Source organism: Amycolatopsis sp. NBC_00348 (assembly GCF_036114655.1).
Taxonomy (GTDB): domain Bacteria; phylum Actinomycetota; class Actinomycetes; order Mycobacteriales; family Pseudonocardiaceae; genus Amycolatopsis.
The window spans coordinates 5,272,594-5,292,707 of sequence record NZ_CP107994.1; the positions used below are offsets into that span (position 1 = coordinate 5,272,594).

Annotated in this window: 16 protein-coding genes; 2 read left to right on the forward strand and 14 right to left on the reverse strand. The window is 71.0% G+C overall.

Annotated features, from left to right (window positions below):
- Positions 1-689 precede the first annotated feature (689 nt).
- Complete coding sequence (gene ggt / locus OHS58_RS22405; RefSeq protein WP_328649712.1) at positions 690-2,489, reverse strand: gamma-glutamyltransferase; 1,800 nt, start codon at positions 2,487-2,489, stop codon at positions 690-692.
- A gap of 212 nt (positions 2,490-2,701) precedes the next feature.
- Between ggt and OHS58_RS22410 the strand changes: the two genes are divergently transcribed.
- The gene (locus tag OHS58_RS22410; protein WP_326947828.1) at positions 2,702-3,526 is read left to right on the forward strand and encodes a GH25 family lysozyme; all 825 of its coding nucleotides are present in this window, start codon (positions 2,702-2,704) and stop codon (positions 3,524-3,526) included.
- Positions 3,527-3,640: 114 nt separating this feature from the next.
- The gene (locus OHS58_RS22415; protein ID WP_328649713.1) at positions 3,641-4,990 is read left to right on the forward strand and encodes a hypothetical protein; all 1,350 of its coding nucleotides are present in this window, start codon (positions 3,641-3,643) and stop codon (positions 4,988-4,990) included.
- A 173-nt stretch (positions 4,991-5,163) separates the two neighbouring features.
- On the opposite strand, the gene OHS58_RS22420 is transcribed toward OHS58_RS22415, so the two are convergent.
- The 13 genes from OHS58_RS22420 to OHS58_RS22480 form a co-directional block, all read right to left on the reverse strand.
- Entirely contained in the window at positions 5,164-7,281 is a 2,118-nt protein-coding gene (locus tag OHS58_RS22420; protein WP_328649714.1) for a primosomal protein N', read from the reverse strand.
- A gap of 115 nt (positions 7,282-7,396) precedes the next feature.
- A complete protein-coding gene (gene metK, locus OHS58_RS22425; protein ID WP_326947816.1) occupies positions 7,397-8,599 on the reverse strand; it encodes a methionine adenosyltransferase in 1,203 nt (400 codons plus the stop codon).
- 93 nt (positions 8,600-8,692) lie between these two features.
- Positions 8,693-9,913, reverse strand: coding sequence for a bifunctional phosphopantothenoylcysteine decarboxylase/phosphopantothenate--cysteine ligase CoaBC (coaBC, locus tag OHS58_RS22430; protein WP_328649715.1), 1,221 nt, complete (start codon positions 9,911-9,913; stop codon positions 8,693-8,695).
- Positions 9,906-10,175: a DNA-directed RNA polymerase subunit omega gene (rpoZ, locus tag OHS58_RS22435; RefSeq protein WP_005152353.1), complete on the reverse strand. Its 270-nt coding sequence runs from the start codon at positions 10,173-10,175 to the stop codon at positions 9,906-9,908. Before rpoZ ends, coaBC begins: the two co-directional genes overlap by 8 nt.
- A complete protein-coding gene (gmk, locus tag OHS58_RS22440) occupies positions 10,172-10,840 on the reverse strand; it encodes a guanylate kinase (RefSeq protein ID WP_442788233.1) in 669 nt (222 codons plus the stop codon). Before gmk ends, rpoZ begins: the two co-directional genes overlap by 4 nt.
- Positions 10,837-11,154 (reverse strand): integration host factor, actinobacterial type, encoded by a 318-nt coding sequence (gene mihF / locus OHS58_RS22445; protein WP_013224622.1) that lies wholly within the window; start codon positions 11,152-11,154, stop codon positions 10,837-10,839. Before mihF ends, gmk begins: the two co-directional genes overlap by 4 nt.
- 107 nt (positions 11,155-11,261) lie before the next feature.
- Complete coding sequence (gene pyrF / locus OHS58_RS22450; protein WP_326947814.1) at positions 11,262-12,125, reverse strand: orotidine-5'-phosphate decarboxylase; 864 nt, start codon at positions 12,123-12,125, stop codon at positions 11,262-11,264.
- On the reverse strand, positions 12,122-15,436 hold the full coding sequence (gene carB, locus OHS58_RS22455) for a carbamoyl-phosphate synthase large subunit (protein WP_328649716.1): 3,315 nt from the start codon (positions 15,434-15,436) through the stop codon (positions 12,122-12,124). Before carB ends, pyrF begins: the two co-directional genes overlap by 4 nt.
- Positions 15,436-16,047 carry a DUF4276 family protein gene (locus OHS58_RS22460; protein WP_328649717.1) on the reverse strand — a complete coding sequence of 204 codons (612 nt, stop codon included), beginning with the start codon at positions 16,045-16,047 and terminating at the stop codon, positions 15,436-15,438. The genes carB and OHS58_RS22460 overlap by 1 nt, the downstream gene beginning before the upstream one ends.
- Positions 16,044-17,204, reverse strand: coding sequence for an AAA family ATPase (locus tag OHS58_RS22465; protein WP_328649718.1), 1,161 nt, complete (start codon positions 17,202-17,204; stop codon positions 16,044-16,046). Before OHS58_RS22465 ends, OHS58_RS22460 begins: the two co-directional genes overlap by 4 nt.
- Positions 17,201-18,322, reverse strand: coding sequence for a glutamine-hydrolyzing carbamoyl-phosphate synthase small subunit (gene carA / locus OHS58_RS22470; protein ID WP_328649719.1), 1,122 nt, complete (start codon positions 18,320-18,322; stop codon positions 17,201-17,203). The genes OHS58_RS22465 and carA overlap by 4 nt, the downstream gene beginning before the upstream one ends.
- On the reverse strand, positions 18,319-18,813 hold the full coding sequence (locus OHS58_RS22475; protein ID WP_328649720.1) for a PH-like domain-containing protein: 495 nt from the start codon (positions 18,811-18,813) through the stop codon (positions 18,319-18,321). The genes carA and OHS58_RS22475 overlap by 4 nt, the downstream gene beginning before the upstream one ends.
- On the reverse strand, positions 18,813-20,099 hold the full coding sequence (locus tag OHS58_RS22480) for a dihydroorotase (protein WP_328649721.1): 1,287 nt from the start codon (positions 20,097-20,099) through the stop codon (positions 18,813-18,815). Before OHS58_RS22480 ends, OHS58_RS22475 begins: the two co-directional genes overlap by 1 nt.
- Positions 20,100-20,114 lie beyond the last annotated feature (15 nt).

Consider the following 20,114-nt stretch of genomic DNA (forward strand, 5'->3'; position numbering starts at 1 on the left):
GCCCACCTTGAGCCGAAGTTGTGCACAGCCCGGCCGTGATGTGGACAACCGTCCCCGGCCGCGCTCGTTCCCGGCTTCCTGTCGGCCACCCCCGGTAAACTGGGAGCGGGGCCGGACCCCCGGTGAGGGTGGGGGCTGCTTTCGGGGCCGGGCTGCTCGGCGAGCCGCGCTCTGTTGGGGGCTGGGCCCTGTTGGGGGCTGGGCCGCACTGGGCATCGGGCTGCGTCGGGACCAGGCTGCTCAGGACTCCGGCTGTTTTGGAGCAGGTCGCGCCGGGACCGAGGCGCGCCGCGAGTCAGGCCGAAGGCGCGCTGGGCCGTGTCGGGGCCGGCTTGCTTCGGGATCCGGCCGCAAGGCTAGCCAACCGGAGTTCCGGCCGAGCCAGACCGCAAGGCAAGCCGGCCCGCGCCGAAACCGGCTCGCTTCGAGATCCGACGCAAGGTCAGCCAATCGGAGTTCGGCCCAACCAGACCGCAAGGCAAGCCGGCCCGCGCCGAAACCGGCTCGCTTCGAGATCCGACCGCAAGGTCAGCCAACCGGAGTTCAGCCGAGCCAGGCCACAAGGCGAACCGGGCCACGCCGGAACCGGCCTGCTTCGGGATCCGCCCGCAAGACGAAACCGACCGAAGTTTCGAACCAGGCCGCGCCGCGAGCCAGGCCGCAAGGCGAGCCGGCCTGGCCGCGGGCCGCTACCAGTGCGTGGGCCACACCACCTGGGCCGAGCCGATGCCGCGGCGGACCGGTTCCGCCGCCGCCAGCCAGCGGCCGTCGCGCAGGCGCTCGACTCCGGTGGCCGCGCCGATCTCCGCGGGCGCCGTCGAGAAGCCCTGGCCGCGGGCCTTGAGCGCCGCCGTCTCGGGCAGGTTCAGGAACTCCTGCTCGACCTGGGCCTGCACCGAGTTCCGCTGCGACGCGCGCGGCGCCGCGATGGCGTCCTCCAGCGAGAGGCCGCGGTCGATCCGGCCGGTCAGCACCTGCAGCACCGTCGTGATGATCGACGCCCCGCCCGGCGAGCCCGTCGCGAAGAACGGGCGGCCGTCCTTGAGCACGATCGTCGGCGCCATCGACGAGCGCGGCCGCTTGCCGGGGCCGGGCAGGTTCGGGTCGGGCACACCCGGCGTCACCGGGGTGAACGAGAAGTCGGTCAGCTCGTTGTTGAGCAGGAACCCGCGGCCCGGCACGACGATCCCGCTGCCGCCCTCCTGCTCGATCGTCAGCGTGTAGGCGACGACGTTGCCCCACTTGTCGGCGACCGTGAGGTGGGTGGTGTTCTCACCCTCGTACGGCGTCGGCGCGGCCGTCGTGCCCGCGGCGCACGGGGTCGGGTGCTTCGGGTCGGCCGGGGCGACCGGGCTGGTCGCGGCCTTGTCCTTCGAGATCAGGCAGGCCCGCGAGTCGGCGAAGCGCTGGCTCAGCAGCTGCTTGGCCGGGACGTCGATCACGGCCGGGTCGCCGATCCAGCGGTTGCGGTCGGCGAAGGCGAACCGCGTCGACTCCAGGAAGTACTGCAGGTAGTCGGCCTTGCTCGCGTGCTTGAGGTCGAAGTTCTCGAGGATGTTGAGCGCCTCGCCGACGGTCAGCCCGCCCGAGGACGGCGCCGGCATGCCGTAGACGTCCAGGCCGCGGTACTCGGCGTGGGTCGGCGTGCGCTCGATCGCCCGGTAGTCGGCGATGTCCCGGGCGGTCAGCTTGCCGGGGCGCACATTGAGCGTCGAAGCCGGATCCTTCGGCGGATCCTGCACGGTCTTCACGATGTCCGCGCCGATCGGGCCCCGGTACAGCGCGTCGACGCCGCCGCGCTCCAGCTGCGCGTACGTCGCGGCGAGGTCCGGGTTCCGGAAGACGGTGCCGGGCGCGGGCGGCGCGCCGTCCGGCAGGTACAGCGAGCGCGTCGAGGGGAACGCGGCGAACCGCGCGGCGTTGTTCGCGATCTGCGTCTGGAACGTCGGGTCGACGACGAATCCCTTGCGCGCCAGGTTCTCCGCGGGCTTCAGGGTCTTCGCCAGCGACCGCGTCCCCCACTTGCGCAGCGCCTCGGACCACGTCGCGGGCGTGCCGGGGACGCCGACGCTCAGCCCGCTCGTGACGGCGTCGTTGAACGGCAGCGGCTGGCCGTTTTCGACGAAGAGGTTCGCGTCGGCCGACTTCGGCGCGGTCTCGCGGCCGTCCAAGGTGTGGACGCGGCCGGTCCTGGCGTCGTAGTAGACGAAGAACCCGCCCCCGCCGACCCCGGCGGAGAACGGGTCGGTGACCCCGAGCGCGGCAGCGACGGCGACGGCCGCGTCGACGGCGTTCCCGCCGTCGCGCAGGACCTGGGTGCCGATCGCGGTGGCGTCGGCGTCGATGCTGGCCACGGCGCCGCCGAAGCCGGTGGCGACCGGCGTCTTCGGGGTGGGCGTGGCGGCGGTGGCGGGTCCGGTCGCGACGGTCGTGAGGAGCGCGGCCGTGGCGGCGATGACGAGGGTTCGGCGACTCCGGAGCGCGGGCATGCGGGGGAGTCTGCCCCCTGCGCCAGGCCGCTTCAAGCGCCAAAGGGACCCCGGAATCCCTTTCGTCCGGTCCGTTGCCGATTCACGGGCTCGGCCGCAGCGGGAAATTGAATCACATGGAGCAGTGACATTGCCCACGTACATGTAACAGACTCATGCCGCGCGGCCCTGCACAGCCGCGCACAGCGAGGGCAACCCGAAAGGAACGCACGATGACAGCACAACGACGGGGGTGGCGACGCCTGTTCGGCGCCGCGCTCGCGGTCTCGGCCTCCCTGCTGGTCGTGACCGCCACCGGCGCGAACGCGGCGCCGGGGCTCCCGGACCAGGACGCCACCGGCAACCACGAGATGGGCGCCGCGATCCGCGCCCACGACGGCGTCGGCGTCGCCCCGGCCGGCTTGGCCCCGGCGTCGGTGGACGCCAGCGTCCCCGGCATCGACGTCAGCTCGTACCAGGGCAACGTCAACTGGGCGTCGTACTGGAGCGCGGGCAAGAAGTTCGCCTACGTCAAGGCGACCGAGGGCACCGGCTACGTCAACGCCTACTTCAGCCAGCAGTACACCGGTTCCTACAACGTCGGCATGATCCACGGGGCCTACCACTACGGCCGCCCGGACCTGGCGGGCGGAGCCGCCCAGGCCGACTACTTCGTCGCCCACGGCGGCGGCTGGTCGAAGGACGGCAGGACACTGCCGGGCACACTCGACATCGAGTGGGGCCCGAACAACGCGTGCTACGGCAAGACCGCGGCGCAGATGGTCGCGTGGATCAAGGCGTTCAGCGACGAGTACCACAAGAAGACCACCCGCTGGCCGGTGATCTACACGGCGACGAGCTGGTGGAGCCAGTGCACCGGCAACACGGGCGACTTCAGCTCGACGAACCCGCTGTGGGTGGCTCGGTATGCGTCGTCGGTGGGCACGCTGCCGTACAAGTGGGGCTTCTACACGTTCTGGCAGTACAGCTCTACACCGCTCGACCAGGACCAGTTCAGCGCGGACATCTCGCGCTTGAAGGTCCTGGCGACCGGCTGACACCCGGGTCGGGAGCACGCCACGCGCCGGGTGTGCTCCCGACTTGTGCCCCTACCCGGGTTTCGCGGACCCCGGAAGACTCGGCCGCGTCGCTCACGACGTGGAGGGAAACCCGTGCGCCTCACCGCTCTGCTCCCCCTGCTCGCCGCCGTCCCGCTCTTCGCGTCACCCGCTGTGGCCACAGCCGCGCCCGGCTGCTTCGACACGGCCGTCCCGCTGACCGTCGAGGAACAGCGGCTCACCGCGACCATGCCCGCGGGTGGTCCCGCGGTCGGCCCCGAGCTCGTCCGGCTGGCCGGGCTGGATCCCTTGGTGGCCGGGGTGAAGCACGATCTCTGCGCCGCGCGGACCCCGCGCCGGGCCGAGCGGGTCGTCACCGAGGCCGGCGACCGGCTGTGGCGGACCGCGGTCGACCGCGCTCAGGGCCGCCGTCCGGACCTCGGCACGCTCGACCGCTTCGACGACCGGCCGCTGTACTGGGCACGGCTGCAGCTCAGCAGCGCGCTGCGGCAGTGGACGCCCGCGTTTCCGTTGCCTGAAAGCACTTCTCTGCTCACGGCGTTCGACCGGGGCTCGCGCGGCCTCGACGACGTCCGGTTCCCGCTCGGGAAGACGCGGCGGGTCATGGTGAGCGGGTTCGACCCGTTCCAGCTGGACGGCGCGGGCGTCCGGATCTCGAACCCGGCCGGGGCGTCGGCGCTGCAGCTGGACGGGCGCGTGCTGGACACGCCGTCCGGCCCCGCCGTGGTGCAGGCGGTGAGCTTCCCGGTCGTGTGGGGCTACTTCGACGACGGTGTCGTCGAAGCGGCGTACGGCTCGGCACTGCGCGACCGCGCGCGGCGGCCCGACGTGCTGATCACGATCAGCCAGGGCCGGCCGGACCGGTTCGACATCGAACGCTGGGCCGGCGCCTGGCGCGGCGGCTTCCCGGACAACAACAACGCGTCGGTGACCGGCGGCGTCCCGCCCGCGGCGGGCTGGCCGCAGCCGGACGTCCAGTTCATCGAGACGACGCTGCCGTACCAACGGATGCTCGCCGCACCGGCCGGCGCGTACCCGGTGAACTTCAACCAGGCGTTCTGCGTGTGGGCCGACTCGTCGCACCCGGGCGCGGGCGCGCCGGTGTGCCGTTCGGACGCTCCCGCCGCGGGCGAGATCGCGGCGTCGGGCGGCGGCGGAAACTACCTGTCGAACGAGTCGATGTTCCGCGCCAACCGGATCCGGCTCGGCTTCGGCCTGACGTCGGTGGCGGGCGGGCACCTGCACACGCCGGTGCTGGGCCAGCCGACCGACCCGGCGGCGCTGACGGACCCGGACTTCGAGTCCCGCCGCCAGGCGATCGCGGCCCAGGTGATCACGTTGGCTACCGCCGCCGCGGCTCCTGCCGCCCCGGCAACTCCGCCGCCGGCAACGGAATCCGCGCGCGTCGCACTCGAATCCCTCCCGGGAACGGTCCTCAACTAATCACCGTGTCGACCCTTCAATCACGCGAGATCGCTCCCCGATCACGCGAGTTCCGTCTCCGGACACACGAGATCGGAGTTTCCGCGTGTGTGACAGGGCTTTACGCGTGATCCAGCGGGCATCACTCGTGATTGAAGAGGCATCACTCGTGATTGAAGGGTCGACAAGAACTGCTAAATGAGTTCCATCGGATCCAACTGGATGCGGATCGGTTCGGTGGCCTTTCGCGCGTCGCGCCGGGCTGCGGCTGCGTGGATTGCCGTGGCCAAGGCTTTGCCTTCGCTGCGGGAGACCCGGACCAGTGCTCGCTCTCGCTCCGCGTTGCCCTCTTCGTCCACCTCGCCCAGCGGGACTGGGCCCAAGACCTCTCCGGAGGGGGGCAGTGGGAGGTCGTCCAGGACGCCCGCTACCGCGTCCGGGGTGCCTTCGACGCTCGCCATGCGCATTGCCGGGGGGAAGCCCAGTTCCCGGCGCTCGGCCAGTTCCTGCGACGCGTGCCATGCCGGGTCCCAGCGGACCAGGGCTTGGACCACCGCCATGCCCGCCTCGGCTCCGACGATGACCCGGCCGCCCTGGGTAGAAGGGCGGACCAAGGCCGCCGCGGCCATCCAGCGGCGGAGCGTTTCCTCGCCTGCTCGGAGGTCCTGGCGGCCCAGCAATGCCCAGCCGTCCAGCAGCAATGCCGCGCCGTAGCCGCCTTCGGCCACCGGTTCCGCTCCTGGTGTGCACACCACCAGTGCGGGTTTTCCCGGCACCGAAGCGAGCACCTCCGACGCGCCGGACGTGCGGACCGGGATGCCGGGGAACGCGCGGCCCAGTTCCTCCGCCGTGCGCTTCGCGCCGACGATCACCGCTCGGAGGCGGACCGAACCGCACGCCGAGCAGCGGAACGCCGTTTCCGGGACGCCGCACCAGCGGCACGCCGGCGGCTTCGGCTGGCCGTCGATCGAACCTCCCGGCAGGGCCAACGGGCCGGCGCAGCGGCGGCAGTGGGCCGACGTGCGGCAGTTTCCGCAGGCCAGGCCCGGTACGTAGCCGCGCCTCGGGACCTGGATCAGCGTCGGGACGCCCGCCGCGAACGCCTGGCGGGCCGCTTCGAACGCGACGGCCGGGAGGCGGGCGACGCGGGCCGCTTCGTCGCGGGCGACGTCGAAGTCCTCGCCGACCGGGGTGACGCGGGGGGCCGCCGCGCGCAGGTCCGTGCGGTCCGCCAGGACCGGGGCCGCCCAGCCCGACTCGACGAGCAGCTGGGCCTCGGCCGTCCGGGCGAAACCGCCGACCAGCAGGGACGCCTTCGCCGTGTGCGCGCGGTCCATCAGCACGTCGCGGACGTGCGGGTACGGCGCGTGCTGGTCGAGGTGCAGGTCGTCGCCGTCGTCCCAGACCACGAACAGGCCGGGCTCGGCGACCGGCGCGAACATCGCCGCCCGCGTGCCGACCACCACCCGCACCGCGCCGCGCAGCACCGCGAGCCAGCGCCGGTACCGCTCGGCGGGCCCGAGCCCGGCGATCAGCGCGACCACGCCATCGGAGCCCACGAGCGACGCGCACGCCTCGTGCACCCGCGTCAGGTCGCGGTGGTCCGGCACGACCAGCACGGCACCGTGCCCGGCCGCGGCGGCGGTCGCCGCGGCCTCGGCCAGCCGGCGCGGCCAGTCTTCGCCCGGCAGGGCCTGCCAGACGGCGTTCGCGGGCTTCCCCTCGGCCAGCGCCTCCAGGAACGCCGGGCCACGCTGGTAACGCGCCCAGGCCGTGCTGTCGGGCGTCTCCGGGAACGCGGCTGTCGGAGCGGGCGGCTCACCTTCGACTTTCGCGTGCCGCGGCGGGATCGCGAGGCGCAGGACGTCCGAGAGCGTGCCGCCGTAGCGGTCGGCGACCGCGCGGCAGAGGGCGTGCAACGACGGCGTCAGCACCGGTTCGGCGGAGGTGACGCGGTCGAGGAAGGCCAGTTTGCTGCCGTAGTCGGTCGTCTCGGCGCGTTCGACGAGGTAGCCGTCGACCAGCTGCCCGGCGAACCGGACGCGGACCCGGCAGCCGGGCACGGCGGTCTCGTGCAGCTTCTCCGGCACGCGGTAGTCGAAGGTGCGGTCGAGGTGCGCCAGCGGGATGTCGACGACGATCCGCGCCACGGACCGTTCGGGCGCGGGCTGCTGGGCGCCCTTCGCCTTCTCCCCCGGCTTCGGCGCCTTCGACGGCTTCTTCCGGGCACGCGACGGCACCGCGGCTTTCGCGGCGGCGGGCGGCGGCCCCTCGGGAAGCTCCCAGAGGGCGGCGGGCTCGGAACTGCTCACCCGGAGATCTCTACCAGACCCCACTGACAGACTCCGACAGCCCCGACGCCAGAACGCCGTGAAGGGCACCTTCAGGGCTTATATGTCCCTGAAGGTGCCCTTCACGGCAAACGGATCAGGCTCCCGCGGCCGACTTCAGGTCCGCGGCACGGGCGGTGCTCTCCCAGGGGAGGTTCAGCTCCGGACGGCCGAAGTGGCCGTACGCGGCGGTCGGAGCGTAGATCGGGCGCAGCAGGTCCAGATCGCGGATGATCGCGGCCGGCCGCAGGTCGAACACCTCGGTGATGGCCTGCTGGATCTTCGACGGGTCGACCGTCTCGGTGCCGAAGGTCTCGACGAACAACCCCACCGGAGCCGCCTTGCCGATCGCGTACGCGACCTGCACCTCGGTCCGCGTCGCCAACCCGGCGGCAACGACGTTCTTGGCGACCCAGCGCATGGCGTACGCGGCGGAACGGTCGACCTTCGACGGGTCCTTGCCCGAGAACGCGCCACCACCGTGACGGGCCATGCCGCCGTAGGTGTCGACGATGATCTTGCGACCGGTCAGCCCCGCGTCACCCATCGGACCACCGATCACGAAGCGACCGGTCGGGTTGACCAGCAGCCGCGCGCTGGAGGTGTCGATGCCCAGGTCTTCGAGCTCCGGGCCGACGACGTGCTCCTTGACGTCGACGCTGAGCATCTTGTCCAGGTCGATGCCGTCGGCGTGCTGCGAGGACACGACCACGGTGTCGAGCCGCACCGGCTGGTCACCGGCGTACTCGATGGTCACCTGCGTCTTGCCGTCCGGACGCAGGTACGGCAGCACACCGTCCTTGCGGACCGCGGTCAGCCGCTTCGACAGCCGGTGCGCCAGCGCGATCGGCAGCGGCATCAGCTCCGGGGTGTCGGAGCACGCGTAACCGAACATCAGGCCCTGGTCACCCGCACCCTGGCGGTTGATCTCGTCCTCGTCGGACTCGACGCGGGACTCGTACGCGGTGTCGACGCCCTGGGCGATGTCGGCCGACTGCGAGCCGATCGCGACGTTGACGCCACACGAGTTGCCGTCGAACCCCTTCGCCGACGAGTCGTACCCGATCCGCAGGATCACGTCCCGCACGATCGTCGGGATGTCGGCGTAGGCCTCGGTCGTCACCTCACCGGCGACGTGGACCTGCCCGGTGGTGATCAGGGTCTCGACCGCGACGCGGCTGCGCGGGTCCTTCGACAGCAGCCCGTCCAGGATCGAGTCGCTGATGGCGTCGCAAATCTTGTCGGGGTGCCCTTCGGTCACCGACTCCGAGGTGAACAATCTGCTGCTAGACGCGGTCACGGTGGCCGTCACTTCCTCACCTTGTCGTCGGATGCCCCGAAACTTAGGCACCCCTTACCTGTGCAAGCGTACTGACTATCGCTCGGGGGACAGTCAATGCTTCATGAAGCCCACCACAGCGTCCCACAGGGTGGACGCGAGCTCCGACTTCTGAGCCAGAGGTATAGGGATTTCCGTGCCGTCGGCGGCCAGCAGCCAGCCCGAGTTGTCCTCGGTGCCGAACGCCTTGCCGTCGCCGACCGCGTTGACCATCAGCAGGTCGGCACCCTTGCGCTTGAGCTTCACGCGGGCGTGGTCGAGGACGCTGCCGTGCTCGTCACCGGTCTCGGCGGCGAACCCGACGACGACCTGCCCGCTGCGCCGGTTCCGCACCAGCTCGGCGAGGATGTCGGCGTTGCGGTCCAGGGTGATGACCGGGTCCGGCTGGTCGTCGGACTTCTTGATCTTGACCTCGGCCCGGTTCGCCGGCCGGAAGTCGGCGACGGCGGCGGCCATCACGACGACGTCGGCCGAAGCGGCCGCCTCGTGCACCGCGACCCGCATCTCCTCGGCGGTCGACACGTGCTTCACGGTGCTCCCCGCCGGGTCCGGCAGCGCGACCGTGTGCGCCGCGACCAGGGTGACCTCGGCGCCGCGCTGCGCGGCGACGCGGGCCAGCGCGTAGCCCTGCTTGCCGGACGAGCGGTTGCCCAGGTAGCGGACCGGGTCCAGCGGCTCACGCGTCCCACCCGCTGAGATGACGACGCGGACGCCTTCGAGGTCGCGCGGCAGGGCGCCGGGCTTGGCCAGCAGCAGCCGGGCGAGATCGACGATTTCGGCGGGGTTCGCCAGCCGGCCCTTGCCGGTGTCGACGCCGGTCAGCCGACCGGAGTTGGGCTCGGCGACGACCAGGCCGCGGGACCGCAGCAGCGCGACGTTGTCGCGGGTCGCCGGGTGCTCCCACATCTCGGTGTGCATCGCCGGGAAGAAGGCGATCGGGCACCGGGCGGTGAGCAGGGTGTTCGTCAGCAGGTCGTCCGCGATGCCGTGGGCGGCCTTCGCGAGCAGGTTCGCGGTGGCCGGGACGACGATGACGAGGTCGGCCTCTTTGCCGACGCGGACGTGCTGCACCTCGGGCACCTCGGTGAACACGCCGGTGTGCACCGGGTGGCCGGAGAGGGCTTCGAAGGTGGCCGCGCCGACGAAGTTCAGCGCGGCTTCGGTGGGTACCACGCGGACGTCGTGACCGGATTCGGTCAGTCCGCGCAGGACCTCACAGGCCTTGTAGGCGGCGATGCCGCCGCCCACGCCCAGGACGACGCGGGGGCTACTCACCCTCGGTGTGCTCGAGCAGGCCACCGTGGATCTCGCGCAGCGCGATCGAGAGCGGCTTCTCGCGCGGGCCCGGCTCGACGAGCGGGCCGACGTACTCGAGCAGGCCCTCGCCCAGCTGGGCGTAGTAGTCGTTGATCTGGCGGGCACGCTTGGCCGAGTAGATCACCAGCGCGTACTTCGAGCTGACCTTCTCGAGGAGGTCGTCGATCGGCGGGTTGGTGATGCCCTCGAGCTCTTCGTGCAGGGTCGCCTGAGTCGTCACTCGTGGTGCTCCGAATCCTCTGGTCTACCGGCGGCAAACTGCGCACCGGTAATCAAGCTTAGCAAGTGCTCAGCGGCCTCTCGCACGTCGGCGTTGACGAGGCGCTCGTCGAACTCCCCGGCGGCGGCCAGCTCACGCTCCGCTTCCGCCAGCCGGGTCTGCACCGCGGCCTCGCTCTCGGTGCCGCGCCCGGTGAGCCGGCCGACCAGTTCTTCCCACGACGGCGGCATCAGCATCACGAGCCGGGCCTCCGGCATCGCCACGCGGACCTGACGAGCCCCCTGGAGTTCGATCTCCAGGATCGCCGGCCGGCCGTCGGCGAGCGCCTTCTCGACGGGCTCGCGCGGGGTGCCGTAGCAGTTGCCCGCGAACTCGGCCCATTCCAGCAGCCGGCCCTCGGCGACCATCGCGTCGAATTCGACGCGATCGACGAAGTGGTAGTGCGCCCCGTCGATCTCGCCGGGACGCGGCTTGCGCGTCGTGACCGAGACGCTGAAGTAGATGTCGGGCTCCAGCTTCCGCAGTTCGCCCACCACACTCGACTTCCCGACTCCGGACGGCCCCGATACGACCGTGAGCCGGTGCCGGGAGAGGTCCCCCGTCACCGGCTCACTGCCGCGGTCGGCGCCCCGGCTCGCCGGGTTGTCCTGACCGACGCCGCTCACTCGCCGCTGAACTCGGCCAGCAGCGCCTTGCGCTGCCGGTCGCCGAGGCCGCGGAGACGACGGCTGGGGGCGATCTCCAGTCGTTCCATGGTCTGCTGAGCGCGGACCTTGCCGACGCCCGGAAGGGCCTCGAGCAGAGCCGAAACCTTCATCTTGCCGAGGACTTCGTTCTCCTCGGCCTGCTTCAGCACGTCGACCAGAGTGGTACCGCCCCGCTTCAGCCGCTCCTTCAGCTCAGCACGGATCTTGCGAGCAGCGGCGGCCTTCTCCAGCGCCGCAGCGCGCTGTTCCTCTGTCAGCTGGGGAAGTGCCACGTTTTCCTCCGGTAGTTCTCAAATCTGGGTGGGTGACGCGACGGTACCCACCCGTGAGCACCGGCCACAATGCGGGGGTGGCTGGTGGGACCCGCTTCCGAGGCCTGCTATTGGCCGTTTTCCTGCGGGTCGGCCAGCAGTTCGGCGACACGTTCGACCGCTTGGCGCAAAGCGGGTTGCTCCGGTCCGTGACGCAGCAGGTCACGGGACGATGCAGGTAGCAGCACTCCAGGCAGTCCAGCCCCGGCTGTATCACCAAAGACGGCCCGTAAATCGGCCACAGTGGCTCCCTGGGCCCCGAAACCGGGCGCCAGCACGGGTCCGTGGAGCCGCGAGAGATCGAGTTCGCCCGGCGAAACCGTCGCGCCGACGACGACACCCACATCGCCGAACGGCTCCGCTCCGTCGTTGAACGCCGCCGCGGAATCGACGATTCCCTGTGCCACGGTGCGTCCGTCGGGCAGCCGCGCGTTCTGCACGGCCGCCGCTTCCGGGTTCGAAGTTCGCGCAAGCACGAAGACGCCGCGCCCCGCGGACACCGCCGTCTCCGCGCATTGGGCCAAAGAGCCGAACCCGAGGTACGGCGAAACGGTGATCGCGTCCGCCGCGATGGCCGCGCCGTCGGCCACGTACGCCGCCGTGTAGGCCGCCATCGTGGAGCCGATGTCGCCGCGCTTGACGTCCAGCAGCACCAGCGCGCCGGCTTCGCGCGCCGTTTCCACCACCCGTTCCAGCACCCGGACACCCGCGGCGCCGAAACTTTCGAAGAACGCCGACTGCGGCTTCACGATCGCCGTGTGCGCCGCCAGGACCTCGGTGGCGGACAGCGCGAACCGTTCCAGGCCCGAGACGTCCACCGGGAGCCCCCAGGCCTCGATGAGGCCCGGGTGCGGGTCGATCCCGGCGCACAGTGGACCGCGGGCCGCGACGGCCTTCGCCAGCCGCGCCCCGAACCGCTCCTGGGCGCTCACGACTTCGCCTTCAGCGCCGCCTGCAGCTCCTGCAGGGACTTGACGCCGATGTCGCCCCGGATGAGCGCCTCGATGCCGTGCACGGCCGCCGCGGCGCCCTGCACGGTGGTCACGCACGGGATGTCGCGCGACACCGCGGCGGTGCGGATCTCGTAGCCGTCGATCCGCGGGCCGCTGTTGCCGTACGGCGTGTTGATGACCATCTCGACGCCGCCCGCGAGGATGAGGTCGACGATGTTCGGCTCGGCCTCACTCGAACCCTCGTAGTGCTTGCGCACCACGGTGCAGGCGACTCCGTTGCGCCGCAGCACTTCCGCGGTGCCGGACGTCGCGAGGATCTCGAACCCGAGGTCCGCCAGGCGCTTCACCGGGAACACCAGCGAGCGCTTGTCGCGGTTGGCGACCGACACGAACACACGCCCGGACGTCGGCAGCGAACCGTAGGCCGCGCTCTGCGACTTGGCGAACGCCTTGCCGAAGGAGACGTCGACGCCCATCACCTCGCCGGTGGACTTCATCTCCGGGCCCAGCAGCGAGTCGACGCCGTGGCCTTCGGGCGTGCGGAAGCGGTGGAAGGGCAGCACGGCCTCCTTCACCGCGACCGGCGAGTCGGCCGGCATCCGGCCGCCGTCACCCTCGGCCGGGAGCACGCCGCTGCCGCGCAGGTCCTTGATCGTCGAGCCGGTCATGATCAGCGCGGCGGCCTTGGCCAGCGGCACCGCCGTCGCCTTCGACACGAACGGCACCGTCCGCGACGCGCGCGGGTTGGCCTCCAGGACGTAGAGGACGTCGTCCTTCAGCGCGTACTGGACGTTGAGGAGCCCGCGGACGCCGACACCGCGCGCGATCGCCTCCGTGGAGCGGCGGACGGCTTCGAGGTCGGTGTGCCCGAGCGTGATCGGCGGCAGCGCGCACGACGAGTCGCCGGAGTGGATCCCGGCCTCCTCGATGTGCTCCATGACGCCGCCGAGGTAGAGCTCCTCGCCGTCGTAGAGGGCGTCGACGTCGATCTCGATGGCGTCGTCGAGGAACCGGTCGACGAGCACCGGGTGCTCGGGGTTGATCTCGGTGGCGCGGCCGATGTAGCCGGCGAGGGTCTGCTCGTCGTAGACGATCTCCATGCCGCGCCCGCCGAGGACGTAGGACGGCCGCACGAGGACCGGGTAGCCGATCTCGTCGGCGATCCGCTTCGCGCCTTCGAACGACGTCGCGGTGCCGTAGCGCGGCGCGGGCAGCCCGGCCTCGCTGAGCACCTCGCCGAACGCGCCGCGGTCCTCGGCCAGGTGGATCGCCTCCGGCGGCGTGCCGACCACCGGCACCCCGGCGTCCGCGAGGCGCTTGGCCAGGCCGAGCGGGGTCTGGCCGCCGAGCTGGACGATCACGCCGGCGACCGTGCCGGACACCTGCTCGGCGTGCACCACCTCGAGGACGTCCTCGAAGGACAGCGGCTCGAAGTACAGCCGGTCCGAGGTGTCGTAGTCGGTGGACACGGTTTCCGGGTTGCAGTTGACCATGACGGCCTCGAACCCGGCCTCCCGCAACGCGATCGCCGCGTGCACGCAGGAGTAGTCGAACTCGATGCCCTGGCCGATCCGGTTCGGGCCGGAGCCGAGGATGAGCACCTTCGGCTTCTCGGTCTGCGGCGCGACCTCGGTCTGCGCCTCGGGGTCGGACTCGTAGGCCGAGTAGTGGTACGGCGTGTTCGCGGCGAACTCGGCCGCGCAGGTGTCGACGGTCTTGAACACCGGCCGCACGCCGAGGCGGTGGCGCAGCGCGCGGACGCCGTCCTCGCCGGCCAGTTCCGGGCGCAGCGCGGCGATCTGGCGGTCGGCCAGGCCGGTGCGCTTGGCGCGGCGCAGCAGGTCGCCGTCCAGCACGGGCGCGTCGCGGACTTCCGCGCCCACCTCGCCGATGAGCGCGATCTGGTCGATGAACCACGGGTCGATGCCGGAGGCCTCGTGCACCTGCTGCACGGTGCCGCCCAGGCGCAGCGCGCGTTCCACTTCGTAGAGCCGGCCCTCGTGCGGCACGCGCAGAGCGTCCAAAGTGGACTCCAGCGTGGCGCCTTCCGGGTCGGGCAGCGTCCAGAACCCGGTGGCCTTGGTCTCGATCGACCGCATCGCCTTGCCGAGCGCCTCGGGGAAGCTGCGGCCGAACGACATCGCCTCGCCGACGCTCTTCATCGTCGTGGTCAGCGTCGGGTCCGCGCCCGGGAACTTCTCGAAGGCGAACCGCGGGATCTTGACGACGACGTAGTCCAGCGTCGGCTCGAACGCCGCCGGGGTCGCCTTGGTGATGTCGTTGGTGATCTCGTCGAGCGTGTAGCCGATGGCGAGCTTCGCGGCGATCTTGGCGATCGGGAAGCCGGTCGCCTTCGACGCCAGCGCGGAACTGCGCGACACCCGCGGGTTCATCTCGATGACGACCATCCGGCCGTCCTCCGGGTTGATCGCGAACTGGATGTTGCAGCCGCCGGTGTCGACGCCGACCGCGCGCAGCACGTCGATGCCGACGTCGCGCATCACCTGGTACTCGCGGTCGGTGAGGGTCATCGTCGGCGCGACGGTGACCGAGTCGCCGGTGTGCACGCCCATCGCGTCGACGTTCTCGATCGAGCAGACGACCACGACGTTGTCGCTGCGGTCGCGCATCAGCTCGAGCTCGTACTCCTTCCAGCCGAGCACGCTCTCCTCGATGAGCACCTCGGTGACTGGCGACTCGTCGAGGCCGGTGGACGCGAGCCGCTCGAGGTCCGCGGGCGTGTGCGCCATGCCGGACCCGAGCCCGCCCATGGTGAAGCTTGGCCGGATCACCACCGGGAGACCCAGCTCCTTGACGGTGTCGCGCACCTCGTCCATCGTGGTGCAGACGCGGCTTCGCGGGGTCTCGGCACCGACCTCGGCGACGATGTTCTTGAACTTCTGCCGGTCCTCACCGCGCTGGATGGCGTCGATGTCGGCCCCGATCAGCTCGACGCCGTACTTGGCGAGCACCCCGCGCTCGTGCAGCGCGACGGCGCAGTTGAGCGCCGTCTGCCCGCCGAGGGTGGCCAGGATCGCGTCCGGCCGCTCCACCGCGATGACCTTCTCGACGAAGTCCGGCGTCACCGGCTCGATGTAGGTCGCGTCGGCGAACTCGGGGTCGGTCATGATGGTGGCCGGGTTCGAGTTCACCAGGGACACGCGCAGGCCTTCGCTGCGCAGCACCCGGCAGGCCTGGGTACCGGAGTAGTCGAACTCCGCGGCCTGCCCGATCACGATCGGCCCGGAGCCGATCACCAGCACGTGCTGGATGTCCGTCCTCTTCGGCATCAGTTTCCTTCTTTCACCAGGCGCCGCAGACCGTCGCGGAAGACCTGAAAGCTCTTGGATCGGTTGTTCTCGATGTCCATGTGGGGCGTGATCTCGCTCGCCGCCCGGACCTTCTGGAGGCCCTTCCGGTGGTAGCCGTGCTTCTGCAGCACGTGCTCCAAGCCCTCCCACGCACCGCCGGAGACGTTCTCCGGGTCGCGGAACTTCGTCTGGCTTCCCAGGCTCGGAGGCACCTTGGGGTAGGCCGCGTGCAGCGCGGGCACGTCGCCGAGAAACCACGCTTCGAGTTCCTCGATCACGATGCGGAACAGCGTCGCGTCAGCGGGCAGCCCCGCTTCGCGCGCGATCTCGACAAGACGGTTCTTGAGCTCGGCGCAGTCGTCGTCATCCCGGTCGAGCAGGACCACGATCCGCAGGCCCGTTTCGGCCCAGTAGTAGGTGTAGTCCCGGAGCCGGACGGGCAGCTTGCGCAGCAGATCGCTCTTCCCGTTGAAGGGAATGATCTCGAAGGCGACACCGGGAACGATCTTCGGGAGAAGAGTTTTCAACGCCTCTTCCGCGGACGGTTCCTCGACGAGCACTTCGAGGCGGCAGGGGGCGAGAACGGTCACGGGCGCTCCCCGAGCGGGTCACCGAACCGGAAGTACCCCTCGGTCCACAGATCGCCGAGCGCTCCGCCCGATTCGACCATGCGGACGACGGCCGCTTCGTCGGAGGCTCGTTTGACCTCTGCGTAGCCATCGTGTCCCCGGGCGAACGTCCAGACCTCGTCCGGTCGCAACGCATCGACGAAGCGAGGCGCGTGAGTCGCGACGATGACCTGGTCGGCGCGCGCACCGCGCGCGTCTTCGGCGAGCGAGTAGTGGAGGCGCGGGTGGACCTGGTTCTCCGGTTCTTCGAGCAGGAGGACCGACGTGTCCGTGCGCAATGCCACCAGGTAGCCGAGCAGCAGCAGCGTGCCGTCGGAGATGTTCTCCGGGGCGATGAGGTCTTCCTTGCCCTGCTCGCGCAGCCGGACGATCCAGGCGCCGTTGCCCTGCTGGAACGGTTCGATGTCTTCGAATCCCGGGACGTACCTCCGCAGCGAAGCCCGAAGGTCCTCCCACTCCCGGGGAAGCCCGGCACGGAGGCGCTGGACGATGGCCCCCACGTTTCGGCCGTCCGGCTTGAGCCGGGACGTCTTGTCGTCCTTCGCTCCGTTGCGCATCGCGTCGAGATTCAGGTCCGAGAGGCCGATCTCGGCTATGAACCGGTGGAACTTGCCAACCTCGGCCGCAGTGGCGAGCTGGCTGACCACACTCACACCGAGCAGATCCGGGGTGGCCAGCACGAGCTGCTCCCCGATCGCACCCAGACCGGCAACCTTGCCGGTGCCACCCCGGATGTCCAGCGCCTCAGTAGGCGCCTCGGCGCCCGCTGGCCGCCAAGTCAGCTTCTCCTCGGCCACTACCGGCTCGTCATCTTCGTGCTCGATGACCAGCCGATATTCGCCCATCGCACCTTCGACGTTGCACGTCAATTCGATCTCGACGGGCCCGGCCGCACCGTGGGTGACGATGTCGGCCGCACCCCCGCGCTCCTCCCACGCTGTGCGGAGCCCACCGCGGAATGACTCGGAGAGAAAGTCCAGGGCGTCGAAGACGGTGGACTTGCCGCTGCCGTTCGGGCCCAGCAACGCCGTCACCGGCGTCAGGCCGTCCAGCTCGATGTCCCGGAGCACCCGGTAGTTCCGGATCCGGAGCCGCTCGATGCCGGTCGTGAGGGTCACGACCGCTTCTCCATGAGCGTCACGAAATCGTCGAACAGGGGGGCGGCGTCGTGCGGGCCGGCCGCCGCTTCGGGGTGGTACTGCACCGAAAACGCCGGGACGTCGAACGCCCTCAGGCCTTCGACCGCGCCGTCGTTCGCGCAGTAGTGGCTTACCTGGGCCGCGCCGAAGGGGGACTCGAAGCGCTGCCCGGGCTCGCCTTCGAGGGCGAAGCCGTGGTTCTGCGCGGTGATCGCCACCCGCTTGGTCACGACGTCGATCACCGGGATGTTGATGCCGCGGTGGCCGTAGCGCATCTTGTACGTCCCCAGCCCGAGCGCGCGGCCCAGGACCTGGTTGCCGAAGCAGATGCCGAACAGCGGGATCTCGCGGCCGAGGACCTGCTTGGTCAGCTCGGTGGCGTGCACCGTGGTGGCCGGGTCGCCCGGGCCGTTGGAGAGGAACACGCCGTCCGGCTCCACCGCCAGGACGTCTTCCAGCGACGCGGACGAGGGCAGCACGTGCACCTCGATGCCCCGCTTGACCATCTGGCGCGGGGTGTTGGACTTTATGCCCAGGTCCAGCGCCACGACGCGGAAGCGCGTCTCACCGGAAGGCGAGACGACGTACGGCTTCGGCGTCGAGACCTGGCCGGCCAGGTCCGCGCCCTCCATCTTCGGGCTCGCGAGGACCTCGGCGACCATCTCCTCGACCGTGCCCAGCGCGTCACCGGAGAAGACCCCGGCGCGCATCGCGCCGAGCTCGCGCAGGTGCCGCGTCAGCGAGCGGGTGTCGACCTCGGCGATGCCGACGATCCCCTGGTTCACCAGCTCGTCGTCCAGGGTGCGCTTCGAGCGCCAGTTGGACGGCGTGCGCGCGGGGTCGCGCACCACGTAGCCGTTGACCCAGATCTTCGAGGACTCGTCGTCCTCGTCGTTCCAGCCGGTGTTGCCGATCTGCGGTGCGGTCTGCACCACGATCTGCCCGTGGTAGGACGGGTCGGTCAGCGTCTCCTGGTAGCCGGTCATCCCGGTGCAGAACACCGCCTCACCGAGGCTCCGCCCCCGCGCGCCGTACGCCGCGCCGCGGAACACCCGGCCGTCTTCGAGCACCAGTGCGGCCTGAGCGCGCGCGTTCACTGGGCACCTCCCTTGATCTTCAGCTCTTCGATCCAGTGTGGATAGTCGTCGAGTTCGTCACCGCGGAACCCGGTGTCGAGCTCGGTTTCGCCGGCGCGCCAGGTGATGACCAGCAGGGCGTCGGTGCCCATCACCTTCCCGGCGATCTTCGAGTCCTGCCGGACCCCGGTGACGGCGTCACGCGGGATCCAGAAGTCGGGGGCACCGCCGCGTTCGACCGCGACGCCGCTTTCGTGCAGCCGCCAGACCGCGCCGGAGCGCAGGCCTGCACCGCGGGTGACGACCCGGTTCTGCCACTCCCCCGCGATCGTCGTCGCGATGTAGACGCCGGTGGATTCGAGCAGGGCCTCGCCCGGCTCGGCGGGGATCTGCTCGAACGGCGGCACCCGCACGCTCTGCGAGCGCGCCTTGCGGCGCCAGCCGAGGTACATGCCCCACAGGCACAGCAGGAAGAAGGCGACGATCGCCAGCACCAGCCACAGGCGTTCCATCAGCAGATCTTCCCGTCCCGGGCGGTGACCCGCCCGCGCAGCAGCGTCGCGGTCACCACGCCGGGCAGCCGCATTCCCTCGTACGGGGTGTTGGCCGCGATGCTGGCCAGCTCGGCACCCCGGACCGTCCACTCGGCGTCCGGGTCGACCAGGGCCAGGTTCGCCGGCTCGCCCACCGCGATCGGCCGGCCGTGGTCGGCCAGGTTCCCGATCTCGGCCGGGCGCTCACTCAGCACGCGGGCGACGCCGCGCCAGTCGAGCAGCCCGGTGCGGACCATCGTCTCGGCCACGATGGACAGTGCCGTCTGCAGCCCGAGCATGCCCGGCCGCGCGGCCGCCCACTCCGTGTCCTTGTCCTGCACCGCGTGCGGGGCGTGGTCGGTGGCGACGCAGTCGATGACGCCCTCCGCCAGCGCCGCCCGCAGCTTCTCGGCGTCGGACTGGGTCCGCAGCGGCGGGTTCACCTTGTTCACCGGGTCGTAGGTGGCCAGGCGCTCGTCGGTGAGCAGCAGGTGGTGGGGCGTGACCTCGGCCGACACCTTCGTGCCGCGGTCCTTGGCCCAGCGCAGCACGTCCGCGGTGCCCGAAGTGGACACGTGGCAGACGTGCAGCCGCGCGTTGGCGTGCAGCGCGAGCAGGCAGTCGCGCGCCACGATGGACTCCTCCGCCGCGGCGGGCCAGCCGGTGTAACCGAGCCGCGCGGCCTGCTCGCCCTCGTGCGCCTGGGCGCCGACGGTCAGCCGCGGCTCCTCGGCGTGCTGCGCGATGACGACGTCCAGCGCGGTCGAGTACTCCAGCGCGCGGCGCATCAGCAGCGGGTCGGCGACGCAGAGGCCGTCGTCGGAGAACACCTTCACCCGCGCCTGCGACGCGGCCATCGTGCCGAGCTCGGCGAGCCGCTCGCCCTTGAGCCCGACGGTGACGGCGCCGACCGGGTGGACGTCGACCAGGCCGACCTGCTGCCCACGCCGCCACACGTGCTCGACGATCACGGCGTTGTCGGCGACCGGATCGGTGTTGGCCATGGCGAACACCGCGGTGTAGCCACCGAGCGCCGCCGCGGCCGAGCCGGAGTCGATCGTCTCGGTGTCCTCACGGCCGGGCTCACGCAGGTGGGTGTGGAGGTCGACGAAGCCGGGGAGGAGAACCTGGCCCGCGGCTTCGATGATTTCGGCGTCTTCGGGGACGTCCACGGCGCCGATCGCGGTGATCACGCCGTCCTCGACGAGGACGTCGACGGGATCACCCTCGCCGTAGGGGCGGGCGCCCTTGATCAGGGTGCTCACGCGCGCACCTCGCTG